The sequence below is a fragment of the Micromonospora lacuserhaii genome (genome assembly GCF_036902735.1).
Taxonomy (GTDB): domain Bacteria; phylum Actinomycetota; class Actinomycetes; order Mycobacteriales; family Micromonosporaceae; genus Micromonospora.
Window position 1 is genome coordinate 1 of the sequence record NZ_JBAKHO010000044.1, and the last position, 14,815, is coordinate 14,815.

At 73.6% G+C, this 14,815-nt stretch carries 14 protein-coding genes; 8 read left to right on the forward strand and 6 right to left on the reverse strand.

Translation table 11 applies throughout. The annotated features are described in order from the left end of the window. From V6U81_RS22520 to V6U81_RS22545, 6 genes are all read left to right on the forward strand, one after another. A partial coding sequence (locus V6U81_RS22520; RefSeq protein WP_334491884.1) for a DUF5941 domain-containing protein occupies nt 1-1,567 on the forward strand: 1,567 nt, incomplete at its 5' end. After that, nucleotides 1,564-3,741, forward strand: coding sequence for a bifunctional glycosyltransferase/CDP-glycerol:glycerophosphate glycerophosphotransferase (locus V6U81_RS22525; RefSeq protein WP_334491886.1), 2,178 nt, complete (start codon nt 1,564-1,566; stop codon nt 3,739-3,741). The genes V6U81_RS22520 and V6U81_RS22525, both read left to right, overlap by 4 nt. 75 nt (nt 3,742-3,816) lie before the next feature. Then, complete coding sequence (locus tag V6U81_RS22530) at nt 3,817-5,175, forward strand: ABC transporter ATP-binding protein (RefSeq protein ID WP_334491887.1); 1,359 nt, start codon at nt 3,817-3,819, stop codon at nt 5,173-5,175. 61 nt (nt 5,176-5,236) lie between these two features. Then, complete coding sequence (locus tag V6U81_RS22535; protein ID WP_334491888.1) at nt 5,237-5,704, forward strand: DUF4442 domain-containing protein; 468 nt, start codon at nt 5,237-5,239, stop codon at nt 5,702-5,704. A gap of 58 nt (nt 5,705-5,762) precedes the next feature. Then, the gene (locus tag V6U81_RS22540; protein WP_334491889.1) at nt 5,763-6,512 is read left to right on the forward strand and encodes an HAD family hydrolase; all 750 of its coding nucleotides are present in this window, start codon (nt 5,763-5,765) and stop codon (nt 6,510-6,512) included. After that, nucleotides 6,509-8,881: a glycoside hydrolase family 65 protein gene (locus V6U81_RS22545; RefSeq protein ID WP_334491890.1), complete on the forward strand. Its 2,373-nt coding sequence runs from the start codon at nt 6,509-6,511 to the stop codon at nt 8,879-8,881. The genes V6U81_RS22540 and V6U81_RS22545 overlap by 4 nt, the downstream gene beginning before the upstream one ends. Before the next feature lie 63 nt (nt 8,882-8,944). Here V6U81_RS22545 and V6U81_RS22550 read toward each other — a convergent pair whose 3' ends face one another. From V6U81_RS22550 to V6U81_RS22560, 3 genes are all read right to left on the reverse strand, one after another. After that, a complete protein-coding gene (locus V6U81_RS22550) occupies nt 8,945-9,124 on the reverse strand; it encodes a hypothetical protein (protein WP_334491891.1) in 180 nt (59 codons plus the stop codon). A gap of 86 nt (nt 9,125-9,210) precedes the next feature. After that, on the reverse strand, nt 9,211-9,531 hold the full coding sequence (locus tag V6U81_RS22555) for a thioredoxin family protein (RefSeq protein WP_420884063.1): 321 nt from the start codon (nt 9,529-9,531) through the stop codon (nt 9,211-9,213). Further along, complete coding sequence (locus V6U81_RS22560; RefSeq protein ID WP_334491893.1) at nt 9,528-9,920, reverse strand: MerR family transcriptional regulator; 393 nt, start codon at nt 9,918-9,920, stop codon at nt 9,528-9,530. The genes V6U81_RS22555 and V6U81_RS22560 overlap by 4 nt, the downstream gene beginning before the upstream one ends. Before the next feature lie 120 nt (nt 9,921-10,040). Between V6U81_RS22560 and V6U81_RS22565 the strand changes: the two genes are divergently transcribed. Next, entirely contained in the window at nt 10,041-10,697 is a 657-nt protein-coding gene (locus V6U81_RS22565) for a dienelactone hydrolase family protein (protein WP_334491894.1), read from the forward strand. Nucleotides 10,698-10,798: 101 nt separating this feature from the next. Here the strand turns inward: V6U81_RS22565 and V6U81_RS22570 are convergent, their stop codons facing one another. Next, nucleotides 10,799-11,908 carry an AI-2E family transporter gene (locus tag V6U81_RS22570; RefSeq protein WP_334491895.1) on the reverse strand — a complete coding sequence of 370 codons (1,110 nt, stop codon included), beginning with the start codon at nt 11,906-11,908 and terminating at the stop codon, nt 10,799-10,801. 167 nt (nt 11,909-12,075) lie between these two features. Between V6U81_RS22570 and V6U81_RS22575 the strand changes: the two genes are divergently transcribed. Further along, complete coding sequence (locus V6U81_RS22575) at nt 12,076-12,258, forward strand: antitoxin (RefSeq protein ID WP_334491896.1); 183 nt, start codon at nt 12,076-12,078, stop codon at nt 12,256-12,258. Nucleotides 12,259-12,330: 72 nt separating this feature from the next. Here the strand turns inward: V6U81_RS22575 and V6U81_RS22580 are convergent, their stop codons facing one another. Together V6U81_RS22580 and V6U81_RS22585 are read right to left on the reverse strand one after the other, a co-directional pair. After that, nucleotides 12,331-12,933 (reverse strand): hemerythrin domain-containing protein, encoded by a 603-nt coding sequence (locus V6U81_RS22580; RefSeq protein ID WP_334491897.1) that lies wholly within the window; start codon nt 12,931-12,933, stop codon nt 12,331-12,333. Further along, on the reverse strand, nt 12,930-14,708 hold the full coding sequence (locus V6U81_RS22585; protein ID WP_334491898.1) for a SpoIIE family protein phosphatase: 1,779 nt from the start codon (nt 14,706-14,708) through the stop codon (nt 12,930-12,932). The genes V6U81_RS22580 and V6U81_RS22585 overlap by 4 nt, the downstream gene beginning before the upstream one ends. Between the last annotated feature and the right edge of the window lie 107 nt (nt 14,709-14,815).

The following is a 14,815-nucleotide window of genomic DNA, read 5'->3' on the forward strand; positions in this document are numbered from 1 at the left end:
CGCCGCCCTCGCCGCCGCCTCGCCGACCGCGGGGCCGGCGCCGGCAGCAGCGTCAGCGGTCGCCGGGGGGCCGGCGGTCGGGCCCGCCGTGGACCGGCTGGTCGCCGCCCTCACCGCCCGCGGCACCCCGGTCTCCGCCCAGCGGGTACGCCTGCTCGTCGCGCGCCGGGTCGCCGACCCCGACGAGCTGGCCGAGGCCGAGGCGGCGGTGGCCGCGGTCGACGAGGACCGGGCGGAGCTGCGCCTCGCGGTCAAGGAGCGGGACGACCTCTTCGCCACGTACGCCGTCAGCACCTGGTCGGTCCAGCTGACCCGGGCGGCGGCCCGGCTCGGGCTCGGCCCGTCCGCGGTCACCCTGCTCTCGGTGCTGCTGGCGGTCGGCGCGGCGGTGCTCTTCGCCGTCGGCGGGCGGCCCGCGCTGGTGGTCGGGGCGGTCCTGCTCTACCTCGGCTTCGTGCTGGACTGCGTGGACGGCCAGCTGGCCCGCTACACCCGGCACTTCAGCGCCTGGGGCGGCTGGCTGGACACCATGGCCGACCGGGCCAAGGAGTACCTGGTCTACGCCGGCCTGGCCGTCGGCGCCACCCACGCCGGCATCCGGTACGGCTGGGCGCTGGCCATCGCCGCGCTGACCCTCCAGACGACCCGGCACATGACCGACACCTGGTACGGCGCGCTGCACGACGAGGCGATCCGCCGACCCCGGCCCGAACCCGCCGGCGGTCGGGTCGGGGTCCGGCTGGACGCGGCGTCGACCCGGGTGCAGGCGGCGCCCGGTTCGCCGTCGTACTGGCTGAAGCGGACGGTGGTCTTCCCGATCGGCGAGCGGTGGGCGTTGATCGCGCTGACCGTGGCGCTCTTCGACCAGCGGGTCGCCCTGGTCGCGGTGCTGGTCTGGGGGACGTTGGCCTTCGCGTACACGGCCGGGCTGCGTACCCTGCGGGCCCGTTGGCTGCGGGTGTCGGTGCTGGAGACGGTCGACGCGACGCTGCACCGCGACGACGGTCCGCTGGCCGCCCTTCTGCCGGCGCTCCGGCGGCCGGGGCCGCTGGCGCTGGCCGCGATCGGGGCGCTCGGCGCGGCGGCGTTGCTGGTCGCGGCGCTGCTCCGGCTCGGCGGTGGCGATCCGGGTGGGCTGCGCCCGGGGGTGCCGGTGGCGCTGCTGGTGCTGCTGGTCGGCGGCCTCGGGGCGGGCGCGGCGCACCGCGGGCCGCTGGACTGGCTGGTGCCGGCGGTGCTGCGGGCCGGGGAGTACCTCTTCGCGATCGCCGTGGGGGTGGTCGGTGGCGTGCCGCCGTGGCTGCTCTTCGGATACCTCCTCGTGCTCGCCCTGCACCACTACGACCTGACCGCCAGGCTGGAGAAGCGGCAGGCCGCCCCGCCGCTGCACCGGTGGACCGGGGGGTGGGAGGGGCGTTCGGCGCTGCTGGCTCTGGCGGCGATAGCCGGTGCCACGGGTATCGGGATGGTTACACTCGGTGCGTACCTTCTGGCGGTTTTCGTGGCGAGTGTCGTCCTGGCCTGGGTCGTCCTGCCGGCCCGGTCGGCGGACAGGCGGTGGGGATGACGCTGATCAGCTTCGTCGTGCCCGCCTATGGCGTGCAGGGCTACCTGCGCGAATGCCTGGACTCCCTGCTCGACCAGTCGTTCGCCGACATCGAGGTGATCGGCGTCGACGACGCCTCGCCGGACGACTGCGGCGAGATCCTCGACGAGTACGCCGCCCGCGACGCCCGGGTCCGGTCGCTGCGGCTGGCCGAGAACGTCGGGCTCGGCGCGGCCCGCAACGCCGGCCTGGACCTGGCCGCCGGCGAGTACGTCTGGTTCGTCGACGGTGACGACTGGCTGGCGCCGGACTGCCTGGCCGAGGTGGCGGACCGCCTCCTCGTCACCCGCCCCGACGTGCTGGTCGTCGACCACGTCCGCCGGCACTGGGACGACCGCCCCACCCGCAGTGTCATGCGCCAGGTCTTCCCGGAGCCGCCGGGTGAGGTCACGTTCGGCCCGCGCGAGCGGCCCGAGGTGATGCACCTGCTGCACACCGCATGGAACCGGGTGGTTCGCCGGGAGTTCCTGGTCGACCTCGGGCTGCGCTTCGCTCCCGGCTGGTACGAGGACGTCTCGTTCAGCTATCCGGTGATGCTGGCGGCCGAGCGGATCGGCGTGCTGGACCGGGTCTGCGTCAACTACCGGCAGCGGCGGCACGGGGCGATCACCCGGACCCGCGGCGACCGGCACTTCGAGGTCTTCGAACAGTGGCACCGGGTGTTCCGGCTGCTGGACGAGTGGGACGGCCGGGCGGAGGAGCTGCGTCCCGCCGTCTTCGAGCGGATGATCTGGCACTACCTGACGGTCCTCGGCAACGGCGAGCGGCTCGCCCCGGGGCTGCGCCCGGCCTTCTTCGAACGGATCACCGCCGACTACCGGCGCTTCCTGCCGCCCGGTGGCTATCCGGCCCCACCCGGGCTGGAGGGGCTCAAGCACCGGCTGGTCGGGGCGGGCCGCTGGCGCGCCTTCAACGCGCTGCACGACGCGAGTCGGGCCCGGAACACGGCCCGGAAGGCGGCCCGACGGGTCCGGCCGGTCGTCCGGCGGGCCGCCCGGCTGGGCCGGGATGCGGTGCTGCGCGAGTACTACCTGGCCGAGCTGCGCCGCCCGTTGGACCCGACGCTGGCGGTCTACGCCGCGTACTGGTACCGGGGGTACGCCTGCAACCCGGCCGCCATCCACGAGGCGGCCCGCCGGCTCGCCCCCCAGGTACGCGGGGTGTGGATCGTCCGGCGGGACAGGGTCGACACGCTGCCGCCCGGCGTCGAGTACGTGGTGGCCGGTACCCGCGCCTACTACCGCGCCCTGGCCCGGGCGCGCTGGCTGGTCAACAACGTCAACTTCCCGGACTTCGTCCGGAAGCGGTCCGGCTCGACGCACGTGCAGACCCACCACGGCACGCCGGTCAAGGTGATGGGGCTGGACCAGCAGCGCTATCCGTTGGGCGCGGACGGGATGGACTTCGCCGGGCTGCTGCGCCGGGTGGACCGCTGGGACTACAGCATCACCTCGAACAGCTTCTCGACGCAGATGTGGGACCGGGCGTACCCGGCGGACTACGTCCGGCTGGAGGTGGGCTACCCGCGCAACGACCGGTTGGCCACCGCCACCGCCGAGGAGGTCCGGGCGGTGCGGGACCGGCTCGGCATCGCCGCAGACGATCGGGTGGTGCTGTACGCGCCGACGCACCGCGAGCACCTGCCGCACTACCGGCCGCCGTTCGTGCCGGAACAGCTGCTGGCGGCGCTCGGGCCGACCGGCCGGCTGCTGGTGCGCAGCCACTACTTCCACGACCGGAGCGGCCGGATGCTGCGGCGTACGCTCGGGCGGACCGTGGACGTCAGCGACCATCCCAGCGTGGAGGACCTTTACCTCGCCGCGGACGTGCTGGTCACCGACTACTCGTCCGCGATGTTCGACTACGCGGTGCTGGACCGGCCGATCGTGGTCTACGCCCCGGACCGGGACGCGTACCAGCTGGCCAGGGGCGTCTACTTCGACGTGACCGCCGAGCCGCCGGGCGCGGTGGCGCTCACCTTCGACGAGCTGTGCGAGGTCTTCCGCAGCGGGGAGGTCGACGGCGAACCGGCGGCGCTGCGGCGGCGGCTGTTCCGGGAGCGGTTCTGCGCGCTGGACGACGGGCACGCCGCGGAGCGGGTGGTCCGCCGGATCTTCCTCGACGACCCGAGCTGACCGGCGCGGCCACGCTGGGCCGTAATAGCGCTGTCACGAGTCGAACATGGCACGTTTACCCGATGTGCTAATCGGATGATGCTCGTCACAGTCAAGCGGGGTTTCGGCGAGCTGGGGGAGGAGACGGTGACCACCGTCGCACTCAAGGATGTCACCAAGGTGTTCCAGGACGGGACGCTCGCGGTCGACAGCGTCAATCTGGACGTCAACGACGGCGAGTTCATGGTGCTGCTGGGGCCGTCCGGCTGCGGGAAGTCCACCGTGCTGCGGATGGTGGCCGGCCTGGAGGACCCGAGCTCCGGCGCGGTGATGCTCGACGGCGAGGTGGCCAACGACCTGCCACCGCGCGAGCGGAAGATCGCCATGGTCTTCCAGGACTTCGCGCTCTACCCGCACATGAGCGTCGGCGACAACATCGCCTTTCCGCTGCGGCTGGCCGGCGTCGAGCCGGCCCCGCGCGGCGAGCGGGTCCAGGACGTGGCCAGCGCGCTGGGGATAGGGGACGTGCTGGCGCGCAAGCCGAGCCAGCTCTCCGGCGGCCAGCGGCAGCGGGTGGCGATGGGCCGGGCGATAGTGCGCCGGCCCGGCCTGTTCCTGATGGACGAGCCCCTCTCCAACCTGGACAGCGGCCTCCGCGCCGAGTTGCGCGCGGAGATCTCCGGGCTGACCCGGGAGCTAGGTGTCACCACCATCTACGTCACGCACGACCAGGCCGAGGCGCTGACCATGGCCGACCGGGTCGCCATCATGCGCAAGGGCGTGCTCCAGGACGTGGGCACCCCGACCCAGGTGTACGGCCGGCCGGCCACCCTCTACGTCGCCGCGTTCCTCGGCAGCCCCCGGATGAACCTGCTGGAGGCGTCGGTCTACGTCCACCTCGACCGGTACGTCACGCTGACCCTCGGCGAGCAGGCGCTCTACCTGCCCTGGGACGACATCCGTACCCGGGCGGTGGCGCACTACCACGGCGAGCGGATCGTGGTCGGGATGCGGGCCGAGGCGTTGACCCCGGTGGCCCCGGACACCCAGGGCGACGTGCTCCAGGGCCGGGTCCGCTACCTGGAGCACCACGGGCACGAGTCGCTGGCCTTCCTCGACATCGGCGCCACGGCGATCGTGGTGGACGAGATGGGCACCCCGGCGGAGGGCGCCGACACCGGCCAGCGGGGCATCGGCCGCTTCGGACAGGTGGTGCAGCGGCTGACCGGGCGGGCCGGCGAGGCTGCGGCGGAGCCGGTGGCGTCCGGCGGCGGCAACCGGACGAGTGTGCTGAGCGACCCGGGCCGGCACCACCGCCGCCCGGCCGAGCTGGCGGTTCGGCTGGCCCCGTACCCGGCGATCTCGGCGGGCCACCCGATGTCCGTGGCGGTGCGGATGGACGCGCTGCACTTCTTCGACGAGCGCGGCGACCGGATCGACGTCGGCTGGCGCTGAGCAGGTCGGCCTTGCCCTGCTGGTCCTTGCCCGAGTAGTTACCGACTAGTAACGTCGGGGCATGTCCATCGACTCGCGCCAGGTGGCGGCCGGAATGCTCCAGGCCGTCCCGTTCGCCCGTACTCTCGGCTTCGAGTTCGTCGAGGTCGCGCCGGAGGCGGAAGGCGGCGTCCGGGCGGTCGTCCGGCTGCCCGACACCCCGGCCACCCACAACCACGTCGGCGGCCCGCACGCCGGCGCCATGTTCACCCTCGGCGAGACGGCGTCCGGCACGGTGGTGATGGCCGCGTTCGGGCACCTGCTCGACCGGGCCGTCCCGCTCGCCGTCCGGGCCGACATCGCCTACCGGAAGCTGGCCATGGGGCCGGTACGGGCCACCGCGCGGCTCGGTCGGGCCCCCGCCGAGGTGATCGCCGAGCTGGACGCCGGCCAGCGGCCCGAGTTCCCGGTCGAGGTCGAGATCGGCACCGAGGACGGCACCGTCACCGGCACGATGACCGTGGTCTGGACGCTGCGCCCCCACCGCTGACACACGCGCCGCAGCCGAATCCGGTTTGCCCGGCCGGTCCGATGGATAGATTCGTACCGTGCTGGGTCTACCCGCTCATGTGACCGCGTGTCTCTTCGATCTGGACGGTGTGCTGACGCAGACCGCCAGGGTGCACAACGCCGCCTGGAAGCAGACCTTCGACGACTTCCTGCGCCGGCGTGCCGCGGCCACCGGTGAGCCGTTCCGCCCCTTCGACCCCGGGCCGGACTACAACCGGTACGTCGACGGCCGCCCCCGGGCCGACGGGGTGCGCACCTTCCTCGCCTCGCGCGGCATCGTCCTGCCCGAGGGGAGCCACGACGACCCGCCGGACGCCGACACCGTCAACGGCGTCGGCAACCGCAAGAACGTCGTCCTGCTGGAGCGGATCCACCGCGACGGCGTCGAGGTCTACCCCGGCTCGGTGAGCTACCTGCGGGCGGCGGTCGCCGGCGGGCTGCGCCGGGCGGTGGTCTCGGCCAGCGCCAACTGCCGCGACGTGGTGGCCTCCGCCGGGCTGGAACCGCTGCTGGAGGCGCGGGTCGACGGCCTGCTGGCCCGGGCCGAGGGGCTGCGCGGCAAGCCCCACCCGGACACCTTCCTGGCCGGGGCGAAGCTGCTCGGCGTCGAGCCGGCGAACGCCGCCGTCTTCGAGGACGCCCTCGCCGGCGTCGAGGCCGGCCGGGCCGGCGGATTCGGGTACGTGATCGGCGTCGACCGGGTCGGTCAGGCCGACGAGCTGCGCGCGCACGGCGCGGACGTCGTGGTCACCGACCTCGCCGACCTGTTGAAGGGGTCGACCTCATGATCCGCGAACGCGCCTATCCGGTCGAGCCCTGGCACATCCGGGAGACCCGGCTCGACATGGATGTCCTCGCCCAGTCGGAGTCGGTCTTCGCGCTCTCCAACGGCCACATCGGGCTGCGCGGCAACCTCGACGAGGGGGAACCACACGGCCTGCCCGGCACCTACCTCAACTCCTTCTACGAGCTGCGCCCGCTGCCGTACGCCGAGGCCGGCTTCGGCTTCCCCGAGTCGGGCCAGACCATCGTCAACGTCACCAACGGCAAGCTGATCCGGCTGCTGGTCGACGACGAACCGCTCGACCTCCGGTACGGCGAACTCCTCGCCCACGAGCGGATCCTCGACCTGCGCGCCGGCACCCTGCACCGGGAGATGCACTGGCGCTCCCCGGCCGGGAGCGAGGTCAAGGTACGCAGCACCCGGCTGGTCTCCTTCACCCAGCGGGCGGTCGCCGCGATCCACTACGAGGTGGAGGCGGTCAACGGGCCGCTGCGGCTTATCCTCCAGTCGGAGCTGGTCGCCAACGAGACCCTGCCGGCGCAGAGCCGTGACCCGCGGGTCGCGGCGGTGCTGGAGTCCCCGTTGCAGGCCGAGGAGGAGCTGACCACCGACGACGGTGGGCTGCTCATTCACCGCACCAAGGTCAGCGGGCTGCGGGTGGCCGCGATCATGGGCCACGACGTGCACGCGCCGGAGAAGGCCACCATCGAGTCCGAGGGCTACGAGGACTGGGTGCGCACCACCGTCGGGTGCGTGCTCAAGCCCGGCGAGACGCTGCGGGTGGTCAAGTACCTGACGTACGGCTGGTCCAGCCGCCGGTCGCTGCCGGCGCTGCGCGACCAGGTCGGCGCGGCGCTGGCCGCGGCCCGGCTGGACGGCTGGGAGGGGCTGCACCGGGAGCAGCGGACCTACCTCGACGAGTTCTGGGACGCCGCCGACGTGCGGGTGGAGGGCGACCCGGAGGTGCAGCAGGCGGTCCGGTTCGGGCTGTTCCACGTGCTCCAGGCCGGCGCGCGGGCCGAGCGGCGGCCGATCTCCGCGAAGGGGCTGACCGGCCCCGGGTACGACGGGCACGCCTTCTGGGACACCGAGATGTTCGTGCTGCCGGTGCTCACGTACACCCAGCCGACCGCCGTCCGGGACGCGCTGCACTGGCGGCACGCCACGCTGGAGCAGGCGCGGGAGCGGGCCCGCACCCTGAACCTCCAGGGCGCCGCCTTCCCCTGGCGGACCATCGAGGGCCCGGAGTCCTCGGCGTACTGGCCGGCCGGCACCGCCGCCTTCCACATCGCCGCCGACGTCGCCGACGCGCTGCGCCGGTACGTGCTGGTCACCGGGGACGAGCAGCTGGAACGGGACATCGGCCTGGAACTGCTGGTGGAGACCGCCCGGCTCTGGCGCTCACTCGGGCACCACGACCGGCGCGGCCGGTTCCACATCGACGGGGTGACCGGCCCGGACGAGTACACCGCGGTCAAGAACGACAACATCTACACCAACCTGATGGCGCAGCGGAACCTGGTCACCGCCGCCGAGTGCGCGATGCGCCACCGCGACCAGGCGCTCGACCTCGGGGTGACCGAGGAGGAGGCCGCCGAGTGGCGGGACGCGGCGAACGACATGCACGTCCCGTACGACGAGGGGCTGGACGTCCACGAGCAGGTGGAGGGCTTCACCCGGTTGCAGGAGTGGGACTTCGAGCACACCCCGCCGGAGAAGTACCCGCTGCTGCTGCACTACCCGTACTTCGACCTGTACCGCAAGCAGGCGGTCAAGCAGGCGGACCTGGTGCTCGCCATGCACTGGCGCGGTGACGCGTTCACCGGCGCCGAGAAGGTCCGCAACTTCCTCTACTACGAGCGCCGCACCGTCCGGGACTCCTCCCTCTCCGCCTGCACCCAGGCGGTGATGGCGGCCGAGGTGGGCCACCCGGAGCTGGCCCACAGCTACCTGCGCGAGGCCGCGCTGATGGACCTGCACGACCTGAACGAGAACACCCGCGACGGCGTGCACATGGCCTCGCTCGCGGGTGCCTGGATCGCGCTGGTGGCGGGCTTCGGCGGGCTGCGCGACCACGACGGGACGCTGTCGTTCTCGCCGCGGCTGTCCAGCCGGCTCAGCCGGTTGGAGTTCTCGTTGCAGTGGCGGGGCCTGCGGCTGCGGGTGGACGTCCGGCCGCACCAGACCACGTACTCGCTGCGCAACGGCGGGCCGGAGACGGTCCTCGAGCTGCGCCACCACGGGGAGAGGATCAAGGTGACGTCCGCCCTGCCGGTCACCGTTCCGGTGCCCCCGGCGCAGGCGATCGGGCCGTCCCCGGAGCAACCGCCCGGCCGCGCTCCGCTGCTGCGCCTCCCGGAGAACCGCCCCTGACGACCACGAGGTCGGCGGCGACCGCCGCCGACCTCGTGATCGACCAAGAAGGGACCCGTCGGGTCAGAACTGGGGGCCGTTGGAGGGCCGGCCCGCGGCGTCGCGCGGGCTGACCGCGCGTGGGTCCTCCGGGGTGCGCGCCTGCGCCGCCTCGTCCGCCCAGTCCCGGCCGCGCTCGGCGTCCTGTTCGCGGCGTTCCTGCTCGGCGGTCTGGGTCTGCTGGGACGTCTTCCGCTCGGCCATGGCGATCCTCGCGATCCGTCGGGGCGCGGCTGCGCCGGTGCTGAGGTCACCCCGCGCCTTCCCGATCGCCCCGGACGCAAACGACGTCACCCCTCCAGGTGTCGGGCGAAGCTCAGCCGCAGGTGGCTCTTCGGCCGCGAACCGACGATCGAGCCGACCACCTCGCCGGCGCGGAACACCAGCAGGGTCGGCATCGACATCACCTGGTACGCCCGGGTGGTGCCCGGGTTCTCGTCGGCGTTCAGGGTGGCCACCAGCAGCCGGTCGCCGAACTCTCCGGCCAGCTCGGCGAGGCTCCGGGAGACCGCCACGCAGGGCGGGCACCAGTCGGCCCAGAAGTCGACCACCACCGGACGGTCGGCGGCCAGCACCGTGTCGGCGAAGGTGGCGTCCGTGACGACGGTCAACGCTCCGTCTGCCGTCTCCTGAAGCATGTTTCCTCCCGGTCTGCGATGGCCTGGGCGAGTTGGTGGTGCAGCTGCCGCCGGACCGCGCCCAGCCGGTCGAGGTACGCGTCCACCTCGGCGAGCTTGCGGCGCAGCACGGCGACCGAGTCGGGGCAGACGTCGCCCGAGGCGTGGCCGGCCCGCAGGCACGCCACGAAGGGGCGGATGTCGTCCAGGTCGAAGCCGATCGCCAGCAGCGTCCGGATCTCGTGGACGACGCGCAGCTCCGCCTCGTCGTAGACCCGGTAGCCGTTGGCCGAGCGCCGGGGCCGCACCAGCCCCCGCGTCTCGTAGTACCGCAGCGTGCGGGTGCTCGTGCCGGCGCGTTCCGCCAGCTCACCGATCAGCATCCGACCTCCTCGGCCGCTCCTGCCGGTCACGCTAGACCTTGTCGCCGGTGTCAAGGCAACGGGTGAGGGCGGCCGTCCGGCGGGTACGCGGCCGACCGGACAACGAGGTGAGGAGGCAACATGGGTATGCGCGCAGAGGTGACCATCCCGGTCGGGGCAGCCGGGCTGCCGGCCGACATCGACGGGCCGGACGACGCGACCGGCGTGGTGCTCTTCGCGCACGGCAGTGGCAGCTCCCGGCACAGCCCCCGCAACGTGGCGGTGGCCGGGGTGCTCCAGAGCGCCGGCCTCGCTACCGTACTGGTCGACCTGCTCACCCCCGAGGAGGACGCGGTCGACGCCGTCACGGCCGAGCTGCGCTTCGACATCAAGATGCTCGCCGACCGGCTCGCCGGGATCGTCGACTGGCTCGGCGCCGAGCCCACCCTCGGACGGCTGCCAGTCGGCCTGTTCGGGGCGAGCACCGGTGCGGCGGCGGCCCTGGTCGCGGCGTCCGAGCGGCCGGATCGGGTGGCGGCGGTGGTGTCCCGGGGTGGCCGCCCCGACCTGGCCGGCACCGCGCTGTCCGGGGTGCGCGCGCCGACGCTGATGCTGGTCGGCGGCCTGGACGAGCAGGTCATCACGATGAACGAGCAGGCCGCGGCGCAGCTGCACGCCCCGTACGAGCTGCGGATCGTGCCCGGTGCGACGCACCTCTTCGAGGAGCCGGGCACCCTCGACCAGGTCGCCGACGCCGCCGCCGGCTGGTTCGCCACCCACCTCCGCGTCCCCGCCTGACCCACCCGCCCCGGGGCTTTGCACTGTCACGGAAAGAGTGGCCATGGAGAGCGCCATGGCCACTCTTTCCGTGCAGGTGCGGGCGGAACGTGGGGTGGGGGTTAGGGGGTGGTGGGGTGGCGGTGGCGTTGGATGGTGTCGACCACGCGGTAGGTGACCGCGGCGATCGGGACGGACACGAACGCGCCGGCGATGCCGGCGATCAGCGTGCCGGCGGTGACCACGACCAGGATCACCGCAGGGTGCAGCTGCACCTGCCGCTTCATGATCAGCGGTTCCAGCAGGTTCCCCTCGATCTGCTGGACGGCGATCACCGCGGCCAGCACCAGCAGCGCCGTGGTCGGGCCGTTCGCGGCCAGGGCCACCAGCACCGCGACCGCGCCGGCCACCGTGGCCCCGATGATCGGCACGAAGCCGCCGAAGAAGGTGATCAGCGCCAGCGGCAGGGCAAGCGGCACGCGGAGCAGCACCAGCGCCAGCCCGATGCCGATCGCGTCGATCGCCGCGATCACCATGGTGCCCCGGCTGTACGCGCCGAGGGTCCGCCAGCCGACCCGACCCGCCTCGGCGGTCACCCCCCGGTTCGGGCCGGTCATCCGGCGTAGCACCCAGTGCCACATCGACCGGCCGTCCTTGAGCAGGAAGAAGAGCAGCACCAGGGCGAGCAGCGCGGAGCCGGCCACCTCGGCCGCGGTCCGCGCCCCGCCCACCGGGTCGGGGGTGCCGCCACCCACGCCGTCGCGGACCTGGCGGATCAGCTTGTCGAGCTGGGCGTCGCTGACCGGCAGGGTCTCGGTGACGAAGTCCCGGCTGCGCTGGAGGCCCTGGTCGAGCTGCTGGCTCAACTCGCCGAACTGGGCGGCGGTCAGGTTCCAGACCAGCGCGCCCACGCCGCACAGGATGCCGAGCAGCAGCAGGATGGTCAGCAGGGCGGCCGGCGCGGCCGGCACCCGCAGCCGGCGCAGGGCCAGCAGCACCGGGTCGAGCAGCGCGGTGAGGAAGAGGGTGACCGCCAGCGCGATCGCCAGCGGCGCCAGCAGCACCGCGACCTTGCCCAGCAGGTACAGCCCGAACACCACGACGATGAGGCAGGCACTCCACACCACCGCCGTACGGACCAGCCAGGGCAGGGCCGCCCAGGCCTGGCGCGGGCCCGGGCGGGCAGCCCTCGCAATGGGCTCGGGCGTCCGCCCGTATCCGTCATCGACCACGTCGACCCTCCTCGTCTCAGCGGGGTCGATACCCGACCGGCCGTGCCGCGACACCCGGTGACCCGACGCCCGGCCCGGTCGGGGACTCCGCTCACCTGTCGAGGACCACGGGTGTTTGCGGCCAAACCCCGAGGGAACGCAGAAGACACCGACCTAGGAGGACCATCATGAGTGACTTCATGGACAAGGCCCAGGATTTCGCCGACAAGCACGACAAGCAGGTCGACCAGGGCCTCGACAAGGCCGGCGACTACGCGGACAAGCGCTCCGGCGGCAAGTACGACGAGCAGATCGACAAGGGCGTCGACATGGCGCAGCAGCGCACCGGTGAGGGCGACCAGGATCGCTGACCCGCCCTGCCGCTGCCGGGTCGCCCGTATCGGGTGACCCGGCAGCGCTGTGTCCGGAGCGGACACCCCTGGTCAGCTCTGCTGCTTCTCCCGCAGTTTTGCCATCGAGGTGGGTCGGCCGCTCAGCGCGTCGCGCATCCGGTCGACCAGGCCGGTGCCGGCTGCGAGCATCTTGTTCGCCGGCGGGCGGTCCGGGGCGCCCGGGTGCGGCCGGGTCGGGGCGGCCTTCTTCGCCGTCCGCACCTTGCCGGCCAGCTCGACCAGCTCCTCGCGGGCCACCGCCGCGCGCAGCCGGGGGAACAGGTCGGCCTCCTCGTCCTGCACGTGGTGCCGGATCGTGCTGGTCAGGTGGGCCAGCAGCTCGTCGAAGCGGGGCTCGGACGGGTCGAGCGACTCCAGCTCCTTCATGGTGCGTTCCGCGTCGGCGTGCTCGGAGGTCTCGTGCTCGGCGAGCTGCTCGCCGCCCGGCAGCGCCTTGCGGACGGTCGGGTAGACGTACGCCTCCTCGGCGACCGAGTGGCGGACCAACTCGGCGATCACCACGTCGGCCAGTTGGCGGCGGTGCTCCGCACTGCCCTGCCGGCTCTCCAGCTCGACGAAGATCGCCTCGACCTCGCGGTGGTCGGCGACCAGGACGTCGACGACGTCCTGGTGCGCGGTGTCGTGATGAGTCATGTGCGATTGCCCCTTACCGGTGCGGTCGGTCGGATGGGGGGCTGGTACCCGTCATCCGTCGGCCGAACCCACCCGGGGGCCGCGGGCAGCGGGAAGCAGAGCAGGGCGATGTCGTCGGCGGCCGGCCGTCCGCCGCGGGCCGCCGCGATCAGCTGCTCCGTCCAGTCGTCGCTGCCGGCGCCGTCCGCGCCGATCGCGCCGGCGAGCCGGTCGATGCCCTCGTCGATCACCTCGTCGGGCGACTCGACCAGGCCGTCGGAGTAGAGCACCACCATCGCGCCGGCCGGCGCCGGCAACTCCTCGTCGGTTCGTACCCCGCTGCCGATCCCGAGCGGGCGGGCGGTGGCCGCCAGCCGGCGCACCGTGCCGTCGGCCAGCCGCAGCAGCGGTGGGGGGTGGCCGGCGGAGGCGTACCGGAGGGTGCCGGTGGCCGGGTCGACGAACACGCAGGCGGCTGTCGCGAAGACCACGTCGGGCAGCGCGACGACGAAACGGTCCAGTTCGGTCAGGAGCGCGCCCGGGCCGGCGACCCGCCCGGCGAGCGCCCGGGCGGCCGTGCGCAGCTGACCCATCGCCAGCGCCGCCTTGACGCCGTGCCCGACCACGTCGCCGACCAGCAGGGCGTGCCGCTGGCCGCCGAGCGGGATCACGTCGTACCAGTCGCCGCCGGCGTTGAGCACCGACGGCGCCGGCAGGTAGCGGCCGACCGTGCCGGCCGGCAGGTCCTCGGTGAGCAGCCAGTGTTGCAGGTCCACCACCGCGTCGTGCTCGTCCTGGTGCAGCCGGTCCCGCTCCGCGGTGAGCCGGTCGATCCGGCGGCCGGCCAGCCCGCCGCTGACCAGCGCCAGGCCGGCCAGCAGCAGGATCCCGGCCAGCCAGGCGGCCAGCTGCCGGTCCGGCCCGGCGGTCGCGTCCGCCACCGGCCGTTCCAGCGCGACGTACTCGCCGAACCCGCCGATCCGGGTCCAGCCGACGATCTCGTCGGGGCGGCCGCTGAGACCGGCGCGTTCGGCCCGGGCGCCGCTCGCGAAGGCGTCCCCGCCGGCCACCAGCCGCCGGTAGAGGTCGGTGCCGGAGATGTCCCGGGTGCGGTCGACGCCGGGGCCGACGATAAGCTGCCCGGCCCGGTCCACCACCAGCAGGTCGGTCTCCGGCCCGTAGAACTCCGGCCCGATCCCGGCCGCCTGCCGGGCGGCCACCGCGCGGATCCACGACATGCTCCAGCCGCCGGCCAGCACCCCGTTCACCGCGCCGTCCGGCCCGCTGGTGGGCACCGCGAAGACCATCACCTCCCCGGTGAACGCGGGGGAGGTGAGCGCGGCGCTGGTGGTCCACTCCGCGCGGCCGGCCGCCACCTCGGACCACCAGTCGCCGCCGGCCGGGGCGCCCACCGTGCCCCGGCCGGCCGCGCGGACCGTCCCGGTGGTGTCGAGCCAGGCCAGGCCGCCGGTGAGGCCGAGCTGGTCGGCCCGGATCGATTCGAGCCGCCGCTGGATCGCAGCCGGGTCGCCGCCGGTGAAGGTACGCCCCGACGCCACCGCCTGGAGCAGCCGGACGAGTGAGAGGCGGCTGCCGTACACGTTGGCGCCGACGGTCTGGCTGCGCAGCCGGACCTCCTCCACGGCGGCGGCCCGCCCGGCGCGCCAGGTGTCCACCGCGATCAGCGCGCCGGTCGAGCCGAGCGCGAGGGTGACTACCGCGACGGCGGCGAAGAGTCGCCGGCCCGCTCCCAGGCTGGTCGACGGCCGCTGGCCGGGGGCCGGTCGTCCGGTCACCGTCACACGATGTCAGCCCGGCGGACGGATCGGTAGGGGGCGTACGCGTGCGGGCGTTGTCGCGCCGGTCACCCTGCCGTACCCTTCTCCTCGGCCCGCCCTCACGG